A 13,485-nucleotide genomic window follows, 5' to 3' on the forward strand; every position below is an offset into this window, starting at 1 on the left:
CCTTGACATTTCACCAAGGATCTTGCTACTATAAAAGTAGTTTCATAATGCGTAAAAGAATCCCTCATATAATTTTGGGAATATGGCCCAAAAGTCTCTACCCAATAACCGTAAATTATTGGACTATGAGGGAAAGGATCGGTTTTGGCTTTTTTCTTATTAACAAATGCGAAAGCCCAGAACGATACTTTCCCTCGCCTAAAAGAGGGAATGTATGTTCTGGGCTTTGTTTATTAAGGGTAAGGAGTGGAACGTATGAGCCCGCTAGTTGGGGTGGTCATGGGAAGCCGTTCAGATTGGGAAACGATGAAGCACGCCTGTGCGATTCTTGAAGAACTGGGCGTCCCGTTTGAGAAAAAAGTCGTGTCGGCGCACCGGACGCCGGATGAAATGTTTCGGTATGCGGAAACGGCGGAGGAGCGGGGCCTTAAGGTGATTATCGCGGGGGCCGGTGGAGCGGCTCATTTGCCGGGAATGATCGCGGCGAAAACGACGCTGCCGGTGATTGGTGTGCCGGTGCAGTCAAAGGCATTGAACGGGCTCGATTCGTTATTGTCGATCGTGCAAATGCCAGGCGGGGTGCCGGTGGCGACAGTGGCGATCGGCAAAGCAGGGGCGATGAATGCGGGACTGCTCGCCGTGTCGATCATCGGGCTGTTTGAGCCGCGCTATATGGAGGCGCTCAAAGCAAGGAGAGAATCGATTCGAAAACAAGTTGTGGAAAGCAGTGATCAGCTTGACTAAGCGGCGGATTGTTCCGGGACAGACGATCGGCATTATTGGCGGAGGGCAACTTGGCCGGATGATGGCCATCGCGGCGCGCGAGATGGGGTTTCGCGTTGCGGTTCTTGATCCAACGCCCGACTCTCCGTGCGGGCAAGTGGCGGATGTAGAAATCACCGCGCCGTACGATGATTTGGATGCAATAGCTGAACTGGCGCGCGTCAGTGATGTCATCACGTACGAGTTTGAAAACATCGATGCGCGGGCGCTTGAGTGGCTTGTGGAAAACGCCTATGTTCCACAAGGAAGCCGGTTGCTTGCGGTGACGCAAGATCGGGCGTTGGAGAAAGCGGCGATCGTCGCTGCCGGTTTGCCGGTGGCGCCGTATGTGGAAGTGAATGAACGGGATGAGTTGGAAGAGGCCGTTCGGGCGATCAGGTTTCCGTGTGTTTTGAAAACGCGGCGCGGCGGCTACGACGGCAAAGGGCAATATGTGCTCCGGCGAGAAGGGGATATTGCCAAAGCGGCAGAGCTGCTTCGCCTTGGCCCGTGTATTTTGGAAGGCTGGGTGCCGTTTGTGAAGGAAATATCGGTCATTGTCACCCGCAACGGCGACGGGGAGACGGCTGTTTTTCCGGTGGCGGAAAACATTCATGTCGAGAACATTTTGCATCAAACGATCGTTCCAGCACGGATTCCACCACACATCGAGCAGCGGGCGGTCCGTTATGCTAAGACGCTGGCGGCATCGTTTTCACTCATCGGGACGTTGGCGGTGGAAATGTTTTTGACAGGGGACGGGGATATTTATATTAATGAGTTGGCCCCTAGACCGCACAACTCGGGTCATTATACAATCAATGCATGTGCCACGTCCCAATTCGCCCAGCACATCCGCGCCGTCTGCAACTGGCCGCTCGGGTCGACGGAATTGGTAAAACCGGCCGTGATGGTCAATATTTTAGGCGAGCATGTCGAGCCGATTATTGGGCAAATTGATGCGTTTACCGGTGCGGTGTATGTCCATCTGTACGGCAAGCACGAAGCGAAGCCGAAGCGGAAAATGGGCCATGTGACTGTACTGGCGGATGATGTTGAGGAAGCGCTGGCGCGAGTGGAATCGTGGCAAATTTGGCATGATCGGAGGCTGGAACGAGGATGATTGAACGTTACACAAGACCGGAAATGGGAGCCATTTGGACCGAGGAAAATCGCTTTCAGGCATGGCTTGAAGTGGAATTGCTCGCGTGCGAGGCGTGGGCCGAGCTTGGTGTCATCCCGAAAGAAGATGTCCGCCGTCTGCGGGAACACGCGTCATTTGACATCCACCGCATTAAAGAAATCGAGGAAGAAACGCGTCATGATGTCGTCGCCTTCACCCGCGCTGTTTCCGAGACGCTTGGCGAGGAGCGGAAATGGGTGCACTACGGGCTGACATCGACGGACGTCGTCGATACGGCGCTCGGCTATTTGTTAAAGCAGGCGAACGCCATTTTGCGGCGCGATTTGGAAACCTTTATTCAAGTGCTGAAAGAGAAAGCGCGCGAACATAAATATACGGTCATGATGGGGCGCACGCACGGCGTCCACGCCGAACCGACGACGTTCGGGCTGAAATTGGCGCTTTGGTATGCGGAAATGGAACGGAATTTAGAGCGGTTTGAACAAGCGGCGAAGATGGTCGAGGTCGGGAAAATTTCCGGCGCGGTCGGCACGTATGCCAACATTGACCCATTTGTCGAGCAATATGTGTGCGAAAAGCTCGGGTTAACGCCGGCGCCGATTTCGACACAAACGTTGCAACGCGACCGCCACGCCTACTACATGGCGACGCTCGCGCTCATCGCGACATCGATTGAAAAATTTGCTGTAGAAATTCGCGGCTTGCAAAAAAGCGAAGTGCGTGAAGTCGAGGAGTTTTTTGCCAAAGGGCAAAAAGGTTCGTCAGCGATGCCGCATAAGCGCAATCCGATCGGTTCGGAAAACATGACCGGCATGGCGCGCGTCATTCGCGGGTATATGGTGACGGCGTATGAAAATGTGCCGCTTTGGCATGAGCGCGACATTTCCCATTCGTCAGCGGAGCGCATCATTTTGCCGGATGCGACGATCGCGTTGAACTATATGTTGAACCGGTTCGCTAACATTGTGAAAAACTTGTTAGTGTATCCGGAAAATATGAAGAAAAATATGGAGCGCACGTTCGGGCTCATTTACTCGCAGCGCGTCTTGCTCGCTTTGATTGACAAAGGGATGACGCGCGAGGAGGCGTACGATTTAGTGCAGCCGAAAGCGATGGAAGCGTGGGAGAGACAAGTGCCGTTCCGCTCGCTTCTCGAGGCGGATGAGCGGATTACGAGCCGGTTGACGAAAGAAGAACTCGACGATTGCTTTGATTACCGCCACCATTTGAAACACGTCGATACGATTTTTGCCCGCTTAGGATTAGAGTAAGTGGAAGCCGGCTGGCCTCATGCTGGCCGGTTACACGAAAAATTTTCAATCTTCTGGATAACGGAGGCTTGCATCATGCCGGCAAAACAACAGCTGTTGTATGAAGGGAAAGCGAAAAAAATTTACGCGACGGATGAACCGGATGTCCTTTGGGTCGAGTACAAAGACAGCGCCACGGCGTTTAACGGCGAGAAAAAGGCGACGATCGCCGGCAAAGGGCGGCTCAATAACGAGATTTCCAGTTTGTTGTTTACGAAATTGAAAGAAGCAGGCGTTGCCAATCATTTTATTGAAAAGCTGTCGCCAACGGAACAATTGGTCCGACGCGTGACGATCATCCCGCTGGAAGTCGTCGTCCGCAACGTTGTGGCCGGGAGTTTGGCGAAACGTCTCGGCTTGGCGGAAGGGACTCCGCTTGAAACTCCACTTGTCGAGTTTTACTACAAAAACGATGACCTTGGCGACCCGCTGCTCGTCGAAGACCACATTGCGATTTTGAAGCTCGCGAGCCGCGAGGAGATCGTCTGGCTGAAAAGCGAAGTGCTGAAAGTGAACGACGTGTTGCGCGCCCATTTTGCCGAGCGAAAAGTGAGATTAATTGATTTTAAGTTGGAGTTTGGCCGCACGGCGGACGGCGCGATCCTTTTAGCGGATGAGGTGTCGCCGGATACGTGCCGGCTTTGGGACGCTGAGACGAATGAGAAATTGGATAAGGACGTATTTCGCCGTGATCTTGGCAGTTTAACCGAGGCGTATGAGGTTATTCTCGAACGGTTAGGGGGAGAATCGGCATGTATAAAGTAAAAGTGTATGTCACGTTGCGTGAGAGTGTGTTGGATCCGCAAGGGACAGCGGTGAAGGGGGCGCTGCACAGCTTATCGTATACGGAAGTGAAAGACGTCCGAATCGGCAAGTTTATGGAGCTGGTGATCGAAAAAAGCGATCGCGACCTTGATGAGATGGTCCGTGACATGTGCGAGAAATTGTTGTCCAACCCGGTCATCGAAGATTACCGCTATGAAATTGAGGAGGCCGTCGCCCGATGAAGTTTGCCGTCATTGTCTTTCCGGGATCGAATTGCGATGTCGATATGTACCATGCGGTCGCCGATGAACTCGGTGAAGAAGTGGAATACGTTTGGCATGATGAAGAGAATCTCGATCGGTTCGACGCCATTTTGCTTCCAGGCGGCTTTTCATACGGCGATTACTTGCGTTCGGGGGCGATCGCCCGTTTTTCCAAGGTGATGGCCGCCGTGAAACAAGCCGCGGAAGCCGGAAAACCGGTGCTTGGGGTGTGCAACGGGTTTCAAATTTTACTTGAAGCCGGCTTGCTTCCTGGGGCGATGCGCCGCAACCAAGGGCTGAAATTCATTTGCCGGCCGGTGCAGCTTGTCGTGGAAAACAATGAAACGATGTTTACCTCTGCCTATGACAAGGGCGAAGTGATTACCATTCCGATCGCCCATGGTGAAGGGAATTATTATTGCGACGAACAAACGCTAAAGCGCCTTGTCGAAAACCGGCAAATCGTCTTCCGCTACCATGGGGAAAACCCGAACGGCAGCTTGGCGGAGATCGCTGGCATTGTCAACGAGCGCGGCAATGTGCTCGGCATGATGCCGCATCCGGAGCGGGCGGTCGACGCTTTGCTCGGTAGCGCGGACGGACTGAAACTATTCCGATCGATCGTCAATTATTGGAGGGAGACGCATGTCGTTACTGCTTGAGCCGAGTGCGGCGATGGTCAAAGAACAAAAGCTGTATCGCGAAATGGGGTTAACAGACGAAGAATTTGCCCGCATTGAAGCGATGCTGGGGAGGCTGCCGAACTACACGGAAACCGGCATTTTTGCCGTCATGTGGTCGGAGCATTGCAGCTATAAAAACTCCAAACCGGTGCTAAAAAAATTCCCGACCGATGGTCCGCACGTATTGCAAGGGCCGGGCGAGGGTGCCGGCATTGTCGATATCGGCGATGGGCTGGCGGTGGCGTTTAAAATCGAAAGCCATAATCACCCGTCGGCCATCGAGCCGTACCAAGGGGCGGCGACGGGGGTCGGCGGCATTATCCGTGACGTCTTTTCGATGGGGGCGCGGCCGATTGCGCTGCTTAACTCGCTCCGATTTGGCGAATTGACATCGCCGCGCGTCAACTATTTGTTTGAACACGTCGTTGCCGGTATCGCTGGGTATGGCAACTGCGTCGGCATCCCGACCGTCGGCGGCGAGGTGCAGTTCGATCCGGCGCATGAAGGCAATCCATTGGTCAACGCCATGTGCGTTGGGATCATCCGCCATGAGGACATTCAGCGCGGCATCGCGACCGGGGTCGGCAATACGGTCATGTACGTCGGGGCGAAAACGGGCCGCGACGGCATCCATGGGGCGACGTTTGCCTCTGAGGAATTAAGCGAGCAATCGGAAGCGAAGCGCCCGGCTGTGCAAGTCGGCGACCCGTTTATGGAAAAACTGCTGCTTGAGGCGTGTCTTGAAGCAGTCAAGTCCGATGCGTTAGTCGGCATTCAAGATATGGGCGCCGCTGGGCTTACAAGCTCGTCGGCCGAGATGGCGAGCAAAGGCGGCTTCGGGATCGAAATGAATTTGGATCTTGTTCCCCAGCGCGAGGCGGGCATGACGCCGTATGAAATGATGTTGTCCGAATCACAGGAGCGGATGCTGCTTGTCGTCAAGCAAGGACGGGAAGACGAAATCGCTGCGATTTTTGCGAAATATGGCCTCGAGGCGAAAGCGATCGGGAAAGTGACCGACGATCGAATGCTCCGCCTGTTTTTCCATGGTGAAGTAGTGGCGGAAATTCCGGTTGACGCGTTGGCGAAAGACGCGCCGGTGTATCATAAACCATCGGCGGAGCCGGCTTATTACCGCGAGTTTCAAGCGATGCCGCCGTATATTCCGCACATTGAAGATTACAATCAAACATTGCTTGGGCTGCTCGCCCAGCCGACGATCGCCAGCAAGGAATGGGTGTATGACCAGTACGACTATATGGTGCGGACGAATACGGTTGTCGCTCCGGGATCGGACGCGGCTGTCGTGCGCATCCGCGGCACGAATAAGGCGCTCGCGCTGACCACCGACTGCAACTCGCGCTATGTGTATTTGGATCCGGAAACAGGAGGGAAAATCGCGGTCGCCGAGGCGGCGCGCAATGTCGTCTGCTCGGGGGCGAAACCGCTCGCCATAACAGACTGCCTCAACTTCGGCAGCCCGGAAAAGCCGGACATTTTCTGGCAGCTGGAAAAAGCGGTCGACGGGATGAGCGAAGCGTGCCGGGCGCTTGAGACGCCGGTCGTGAGCGGCAACGTCTCGCTTTACAATGAAACGAACGGCGAGGCGGTGTACCCGACGCCGGTTGTCGGCATGGTCGGCCTGATTGAAGACCTTTCCCATATCACGACGCAATCGTTTAAGCAAACAGGTGACTTGATTTACGTGATCGGCGAGGCGAAGCCGGAGTTTGGCGGCAGCGAGCTGCAAAAATTTCTAGAAGGCCGCATTTTCGGAAAAGCGCCGGCACTCGATTTGACGGTCGAAGCAAGCCGCCAGCGTCAGCTGTTGACCGCGATTCGCGCGGGGGTGGTGGCGTCCGCGCATGATGTGGCTGAAGGGGGCTTAGCCGTTGCGCTTGCCGAGTGTGTCATGGGGGGGGCTTCAGGGCTTGGCGCGAAGGTGACGATCCGCGGTGATCTCATCAGTGAACTGTTCAGCGAAACGCAGTCTCGTTTTGTCGTTTCGGTGAAAAAGGAGCATCAAGAAGCATTTGAGCAGCTTGTAGAAGCGAAACGGATCGGGGAAGTGACGGATGACGGCACATTCACCGTGAACGGGGAGCAGGGGGAAACGATCATCCGCCTTTCGGTCGACGACATGCGAAACGTCTGGAAAGGGGCCATTCCATGCTTGCTGAAATCAAAGGATTGAACGAGGAGTGCGGCATTTTCGGCATTTGGGGGCATGAAGACGCCGCCCGGCTCACATACTACGGCCTTCACAGCCTGCAGCACCGCGGCCAAGAAGGAGCCGGCATCGTGGTGGCGGGCGGCGGAAACTTGTCTGGCCATAAAGGGCTTGGCTTGGTGACGGACGTGTTTCAAAGCGGGACGCTCGATGCGCTTTTTGGCTCGGCGGCGATCGGCCATGTCCGCTATTCGACGGCGGGTGGGGGTGGCTATGAAAACGTTCAGCCGCTCTTATTCCGATCGCAAACCGGTGCGATGGCGCTCGCCCATAACGGCAACTTGACGAACGCCATCGAGCTGAAGCTCGCGCTCGAAGGGCAAGGAAGCATTTTTCAGACGACATCGGATACGGAAGTGTTCGCCCACCTCATCCGCCGCAGCCAGGCGCCGACATTTGTCGGGCAAATGAAAGAAGCGCTCAGCCAGATTGAAGGGGCGTTTGCGTTTTTGCTGCTGACGGAAACGGCGCTGTATGCGGCGCTTGACCCGCACGGGTTTCGGCCGCTGTCGCTCGGCCGGCTCGGCTCGGCGTATGTCGTCGCCTCGGAAACGTGCGCGTTTGATGTCATCGGGGCGACGTACGAGCGGGAAGTGGCGCCTGGGGAACTGCTTATCATCAGCGGCGAAGGGGTGCGTTCGGAACGGTTCGCTCCGGAGCGGCCGCGATCGATTTGCAGCATGGAATACATTTATTTCGCTCGTCCGGATAGCCATGTTGACGGCATCAACGTCCACACGGCTCGAAAAAACTTAGGAAAGCGGCTCGCCTTGGAAGCGCCGGCTGAAGCCGATATTGTCACCGGTGTGCCGGACTCAAGCATTTCGGTTGCCATCGGCTATGCTGAAGCGACCGGCATTCCATACGAATTGGGCTTGATTAAAAACCGGTATGTCGGCCGGACGTTCATCCAGCCGTCGCAGGCGTTGCGTGAACAAGGGGTCAAAATGAAGCTGTCGCCGGTGCGCGGCGTGGTCGCCGGCAAGCGGGTCGTGATGGTCGACGATTCGATCGTGCGCGGAACGACGAGCCGGCGCATTGTCGCGATGCTCCGCGAAGCCGGGGCGGTTGAAGTGCACGTGCGCATCAGCGCGCCGCCGATCACCCATCCTTGCTTTTACGGCATTGATACGTCGTCAAAGGAAGAACTGATTGCAGCGAAACATACGGTCGAAGACATCCGCCGCTTAATCGGCGCCGATTCGCTGGCGTTTCTTAGCCAAGAAGGGCTGCTGGCGGCGATTGGCCGTCCGGAAGGCGCACCGCAGCGCGGACAATGTTTGGCGTGCTTCACCGGCCAATACCCAACCCGGGTCAGCCCAATCGCCCGGCCGTGCATGACCGTCAAATGACAGGCAGCTCTGCGGAGCGGGCAATGAATACCGTGGCGCGCTGCTATTGGGGGAAAGTAGCGGCCGCCAAGGCGTGCGCCTGTTCGAGCGCAGCGGGCGGAGAAAAGGGGGATTCACGTGGCAAAAGCATACAAACAAGCAGGAGTTGACATTGAGGCCGGTTATCAGGCCGTCGCCCTGATGAAAGAGCACGTGCAAAAAACGATGCGTCCAGAAGTGTTGGGCGGAATCGGCGGGTTTGGCGGCTTGTTTGATTTATCGGCGCTTGGTTATCGTCAGCCGGTGCTCATCGCCGGCACGGATGGCGTCGGGACAAAGCTGAAATTGGCGTTTTTGCTTGACCGGCACGATACGATCGGCATCGACTGTGTGGCGATGTGTGTCAATGACATCGTTGTCCAAGGGGCAGAACCGCTCTTTTTCCTTGACTATATCGCTTGCGGCAAAGCGGTACCGGAAAAAATCGCCGCCATCGTCAAGGGGGTGGCTGACGGCTGCGTCGAAGCCGGCTGCGCCTTGATCGGCGGGGAAACGGCGGAAATGCCAGGCATGTACGCGGAAGACGAGTACGATTTGGCCGGGTTTGCCGTCGGCATTGCTGAAAAAGAGCGATTGGTGACGGGGCAGACGATCCAAGCAGGCGATGTGTTGATTGGCCTTCCGTCAAGCGGCTTGCACAGCAACGGCTACTCGCTTGTGCGCCGCATCGTGTTCGAGCAGGCGAAGTTGGAGCTTGACCGCATTTACGAGCCGCTTGATGTTCCGCTCGGCGAGGAGTTGTTGAAGCCGACGCGCATTTACGCGAAACAGTTGCGCTCTGTGCGCGAGCGGTTTACGATCAAAGGGATGGCGCATATTACCGGCGGCGGGTGGATCGAAAACGTTCCGCGCATGCTGCCGGAAGGGCTTGGCGCCCGCATTCAGCGCGGCTCGTGGCCGGTGCTGCCGATTTTTGACTTCTTGCGCACCAACGGCAGCCTTGAAGAAGAAGAGATGTTTTCCGTGTTTAATATGGGCATTGGCCTCGTGCTCGCCGTCAGCCCGGAAACGGCAGCGCCGCTTGTCAAATGGTTGGACGAACAAGGAGAGCCGGCCTACATCATTGGCGAAGTGGCAAAAGGAGCGGGTGTGTCGTTTACCGGAGGGGACAAAGCATGAAGCGGTTGGCCGTGTTTGCTTCCGGAAGCGGAACGAATTTTCAGGCGCTCGTCGATGCGGCGAAGCGCGGCGAGCTGCCGGCGGACATCGCCCTGCTTGTCTGCGATCGGCCGGGCGCCAAGGTCATCGAACGAGCGGGGCGCGAAAACGTGCCGGCGTTCGTGTTTTCCCCAAAAGACTACCCGTCGAAAGCAGCGTTTGAGACCGAGATTTTGCGCGAACTGAAAGAACGACAAGTCGAATGGATCGCGTTGGCCGGCTATATGCGCTTGATCGGGCCGACCTTGCTTTCCGCCTATGAAGGGAAAATCGTCAACATTCATCCGTCGCTGTTGCCGGCGTTTCCGGGCAAAGACGCCATCGGTCAAGCGTACCGGGCCGGCGTGTCGGAAACGGGCGTCACCGTTCATTACGTTGATGAAGGGATGGACACCGGACCGGTCATCGCCCAGCGCGCTGTTCCGATCGTGCCGGGAGAGCCGATCGAAGCGCTTGAGGCGCGCATTCATCAAGTCGAACATGAACTGTATCCCGCGGTGTTGCGCATGCTGCTAGGGGAAAAGGAACAACAAGAAGAAAGGATCGAAAATGATGGCAGTGAAACGAGCATTGATCAGCGTCTCCAATAAAGAAGGACTCATTCCGTTTGCCAAACAGCTCGCCGAACTCGGCGTCGAGATCATTTCGACCGGCGGGACGAAACGGGCGCTTGAGGAGGCCGGTGTCCCGGTCATCTCGATTTCCGATGTCACCGGGTTTCCGGAAATTTTAGACGGGCGCGTCAAAACGCTGCATCCGGCCATTCACGGCGGCATTTTGGCGGTGCGCGGCGATGAGCGCCATCAGGCGGCGCTAGCGGAGCATGGCATCCGTCCGATCGATTTGGTCGTCGTCAACTTGTATCCGTTCCAGCAAACGATCGCGAAGCCGGACGTGACGCTGGCTGAGGCGATTGAAAACATCGATATCGGCGGTCCGACGATGGTTCGCGCCGCAGCGAAAAACTATGCCGATGTCGCCATCGTCGTCGATCCAGCCGATTACCGAACGGTCATCGAGGAGCTGAAAACAACCGGATCGATCCAAGCAAAAACGCGGCAAAAACTGGCGGCGAAAGCGTTCCGTCATACGGCGGCGTATGATGCGATGATCGCCGAGTATTTGACGAACCTTACCGGCGAGGAATACCCGGAATCGCTCACCGTCACCTATACAAAAAAACAATCGTTGCGCTATGGCGAAAATCCGCATCAATCGGCGGCGTTTTACGCTAAACCGCTCGGTGCGGCGTTCTCGATGGCCAACGCAGTACAGCTGCACGGCAAAGAGCTATCATACAACAACATTAACGATGCCAATGTGGCCATCAATCTTATCCGCGAGTTTCAGGAGCCGGCCGTGGCGGCGATCAAACATATGAACCCGTGCGGCGTCGGTGTCGGCGCGACGCTTCTTGAGGCGTTTACAAAAGCGTACGAGGCCGACCCGGTGTCCATTTTTGGCGGCATTATCGCCGTGAATCGGGAAGTGGACAAAGAAACAGCCGAGCGGATGCATGACATCTTTTTGGAAATCGTCATCGCGCCATCGTTTAGCGACGAAGCGCTCGCCATTTTGACGCAAAAGAAAAATATCCGCCTGTTGACGCTTGATTTCACGGCTCCCGACGGTAAGGAAAAAACGCTCGTTTCGGTCAACGGCGGCGTGCTCGTCCAAGCTGCCGATACGTATACGCTTGCGGACGCCGAATGGAACGTCGTTACGAAGCGCGAGCCGACCGAAGAAGAGCGCGAACAGCTTCGTTTTGCGTGGAACGTTGTGAAGCATGTCAAATCCAACGCCATTGTGCTGGCGAAAAACGGCATGACCGTTGGCGTTGGCGCCGGACAAATGAACCGGGTCGGCGCGGCGAAGATCGCCATTGAACAAGCCGGGGAGCAGGCGGCAGGCGCGGTGCTCGCTTCCGACGCCTTTTTCCCGATGGACGACACCGTAGAAGCGGCGGCAAAAGCCGGCATTACGGCCATCATCCAGCCGGGCGGGTCGATTCGTGACGCCGATTCGATCCGCAAAGCGGATGAGTATGGCATTGCCATGGTGTTTACCGGCGTGCGCCATTTTAAACATTAAACGGCGGCAAAAGGGGAGGGAGACGATGAACGTTCTCGTAGTCGGACGCGGCGGGCGCGAGCATGCCATCGCTTGGAAGGCGGCGCAAAGCCCGCTTGTTGGCAAACTGTATGCCGCGCCGGGCAACCCGGGCATCGGGGAAGTCGCGGAGCTCGTCGACATTGATGAACTCGATTTTGACGCGCTTGTTCAGTTTGCGAAACAAAACAAGATTGATTTGACGATTGTCGGGCCGGAAGCGCCGCTGGCCGCCGGCATTGCCGACCGCTTTATGGCGGAAGGGCTGCGCCTATTCGGACCGAGCGAAGCGGCGGCGCTCATTGAAGGAAGCAAAGCGTTTGCGAAAGAGCTTATGAAAACATACGGCATCCCGACGGCGGACCATGCGACGTTTTCCTCATATGAACAAGCGAAAGCGTATATTGAGGAAAAAGGAGCGCCGATCGTCATTAAAGCGGACGGGTTGGCCGCTGGAAAAGGCGTCACCGTCGCCCAAACAGTGGAAGACGCGCTGGCCGCAGCGAAGGCCGCGCTCATCGATGGACAATTCGGTGCAGCCGGCAGCCAAGTCGTGGTCGAGGAGTATTTGGAAGGCGAAGAATTTTCGTTTATGGCGTTTGTAAACGGCGAAAAGGTGTATCCGCTCGCCATCGCCCAAGACCATAAACGGGCGTACGACGGGGACGAAGGGCCGAACACCGGGGGGATGGGAGCGTATTCGCCCGTGCCGCAAATATCCGCCGATACGGTCCAAATCGCCTTGGAGACGATTTTGCGTCCGACGGCCAAAGCGTTAGTGGCGGAAGGACGGCCGTTTACCGGCGTTCTGTATGCCGGGTTGATCGCCACACCAGCCGGGCCGAAAGTGATCGAATTTAACGCCCGGTTCGGCGATCCGGAGGCGCAAGTCGTGCTGCCGCGTTTACAAACCGATTTGCTTCAGGCGATCTTGGCGGTGATGGATGGAAAAGAACTGGAGCTCGAGTGGACGGACGAAGTGGTGCTTGGCGTCGTGCTGGCGGCGAAAGGCTATCCGGGCGCTTACGAACGCGGAGCGGCCATCCGCGGACTCGAGCGGCTCGCACCGGATGCGTTGTTGTTCCACGCCGGCACGAAGCGCGAAGATGGAACGCTTTACACAAACGGCGGCCGCGTCCTGCTGCTGGCGGCCAAAGGGGCGACGCTCGCTGAGGCGAAGGAAAAAGCGTACGAGCAATTGGCGGCGATTGACTGTGACGGCCTGTTTTACCGCCGCGACATCGGCCGGCGCGCTATCGAACGCGCCTCCGCCGCAAATACACATACGACAGGGCGATAATGCCGCCGATTAACGTTGCCAACACAAACGACATATCGGTCATATATTCCAGCAACATGGTGATCCACTCCTTTGGATGGAAGGTGTCCCGGGGCGCGGGACACCTTTTTCTCGCCTTAATCATGAGTTTTTCTAGGGGGCCGGTGATTTCGTGTAAAATGCTACTGATCCCACCCATTTATCAATTAGAGAAACTTTGCAGAATCAGCTTTCTTTTTTGAATGAAAATGCCTCCCATTGGTGTGTGTCGCGGTTTTTCACCGGCCTTCTAGAGGGGCGGTGATTTAGTACAAAATAGTGCTATTCCATCTGTTTCTCAGTTAGAAAAACTTAGCGAAATCAGCCTTCTTTTTTGGCGAGATGCCGCTGA

At 56.3% G+C, this 13,485-nt stretch carries 13 protein-coding genes and 1 riboswitch; of the genes, 12 read left to right on the forward strand and 1 reads right to left on the reverse strand.

Features of this window, described 5'->3' with window-relative positions; translation table 11 throughout:
* Window positions 1–44: 44 nt before the first annotated feature.
* Window positions 45–146, forward strand: a riboswitch (purine riboswitch).
* 109 nt (window positions 147–255) lie between these two features.
* The 12 genes from purE (at window position 256) to purD (ending at window position 13,115) form a co-directional block, all read left to right on the forward strand.
* Complete coding sequence (gene purE, locus ACTVIM_RS01480; RefSeq protein ID WP_033018444.1) at window positions 256–744, forward strand: 5-(carboxyamino)imidazole ribonucleotide mutase; 489 nt, start codon at window positions 256–258, stop codon at window positions 742–744.
* Window positions 728–1,885, forward strand: a complete 1,158-nt coding sequence (gene purK / locus ACTVIM_RS01485; protein ID WP_445613410.1) for a 5-(carboxyamino)imidazole ribonucleotide synthase — start codon at window positions 728–730, stop codon at window positions 1,883–1,885. Before purE ends, purK begins: the two co-directional genes overlap by 17 nt.
* The gene (gene purB / locus ACTVIM_RS01490; RefSeq protein WP_445613411.1) at window positions 1,882–3,177 is read left to right on the forward strand and encodes an adenylosuccinate lyase; all 1,296 of its coding nucleotides are present in this window, start codon (window positions 1,882–1,884) and stop codon (window positions 3,175–3,177) included. Before purK ends, purB begins: the two co-directional genes overlap by 4 nt.
* A 75-nt stretch (window positions 3,178–3,252) precedes the next feature.
* Window positions 3,253–3,981, forward strand: a complete 729-nt coding sequence (gene purC, locus ACTVIM_RS01495) for a phosphoribosylaminoimidazolesuccinocarboxamide synthase (protein ID WP_033018441.1) — start codon at window positions 3,253–3,255, stop codon at window positions 3,979–3,981.
* Window positions 3,969–4,223 (forward strand): phosphoribosylformylglycinamidine synthase subunit PurS, encoded by a 255-nt coding sequence (gene purS, locus ACTVIM_RS01500; RefSeq protein WP_033018440.1) that lies wholly within the window; start codon window positions 3,969–3,971, stop codon window positions 4,221–4,223. The genes purC and purS overlap by 13 nt, the downstream gene beginning before the upstream one ends.
* Window positions 4,220–4,906, forward strand: coding sequence for a phosphoribosylformylglycinamidine synthase subunit PurQ (purQ, locus tag ACTVIM_RS01505; RefSeq protein ID WP_033018439.1), 687 nt, complete (start codon window positions 4,220–4,222; stop codon window positions 4,904–4,906). The genes purS and purQ overlap by 4 nt, the downstream gene beginning before the upstream one ends.
* Entirely contained in the window at window positions 4,890–7,121 is a 2,232-nt protein-coding gene (gene purL, locus ACTVIM_RS01510; protein ID WP_445613412.1) for a phosphoribosylformylglycinamidine synthase subunit PurL, read from the forward strand. The genes purQ and purL overlap by 17 nt, the downstream gene beginning before the upstream one ends.
* On the forward strand, window positions 7,097–8,509 hold the full coding sequence (gene purF, locus ACTVIM_RS01515; RefSeq protein WP_445613413.1) for an amidophosphoribosyltransferase: 1,413 nt from the start codon (window positions 7,097–7,099) through the stop codon (window positions 8,507–8,509). Before purL ends, purF begins: the two co-directional genes overlap by 25 nt.
* Window positions 8,510–8,626: 117 nt before the next feature.
* Window positions 8,627–9,667 (forward strand): phosphoribosylformylglycinamidine cyclo-ligase, encoded by a 1,041-nt coding sequence (purM, locus tag ACTVIM_RS01520; protein ID WP_445613414.1) that lies wholly within the window; start codon window positions 8,627–8,629, stop codon window positions 9,665–9,667.
* Window positions 9,664–10,296 carry a phosphoribosylglycinamide formyltransferase gene (purN, locus tag ACTVIM_RS01525; protein WP_445613415.1) on the forward strand — a complete coding sequence of 211 codons (633 nt, stop codon included), beginning with the start codon at window positions 9,664–9,666 and terminating at the stop codon, window positions 10,294–10,296. The genes purM and purN overlap by 4 nt, the downstream gene beginning before the upstream one ends.
* Window positions 10,259–11,797, forward strand: a complete 1,539-nt coding sequence (purH, locus tag ACTVIM_RS01530) for a bifunctional phosphoribosylaminoimidazolecarboxamide formyltransferase/IMP cyclohydrolase (protein WP_445613416.1) — start codon at window positions 10,259–10,261, stop codon at window positions 11,795–11,797. Before purN ends, purH begins: the two co-directional genes overlap by 38 nt.
* Before the next feature lie 25 nt (window positions 11,798–11,822).
* Window positions 11,823–13,115, forward strand: a complete 1,293-nt coding sequence (gene purD, locus ACTVIM_RS01535) for a phosphoribosylamine--glycine ligase (protein ID WP_445613417.1) — start codon at window positions 11,823–11,825, stop codon at window positions 13,113–13,115.
* On the opposite strand, the gene ACTVIM_RS01540 is transcribed toward purD, so the two are convergent.
* The gene (locus ACTVIM_RS01540) at window positions 13,069–13,293 is read right to left on the reverse strand and encodes an EYxxD motif small membrane protein (protein WP_445613418.1); all 225 of its coding nucleotides are present in this window, start codon (window positions 13,291–13,293) and stop codon (window positions 13,069–13,071) included. The genes purD and ACTVIM_RS01540 overlap by 47 nt on opposite strands.
* Window positions 13,294–13,485: the final 192 nt, after the last annotated feature.

The sequence above is a fragment of the Geobacillus sp. YF-1 genome (assembly GCF_052692335.1).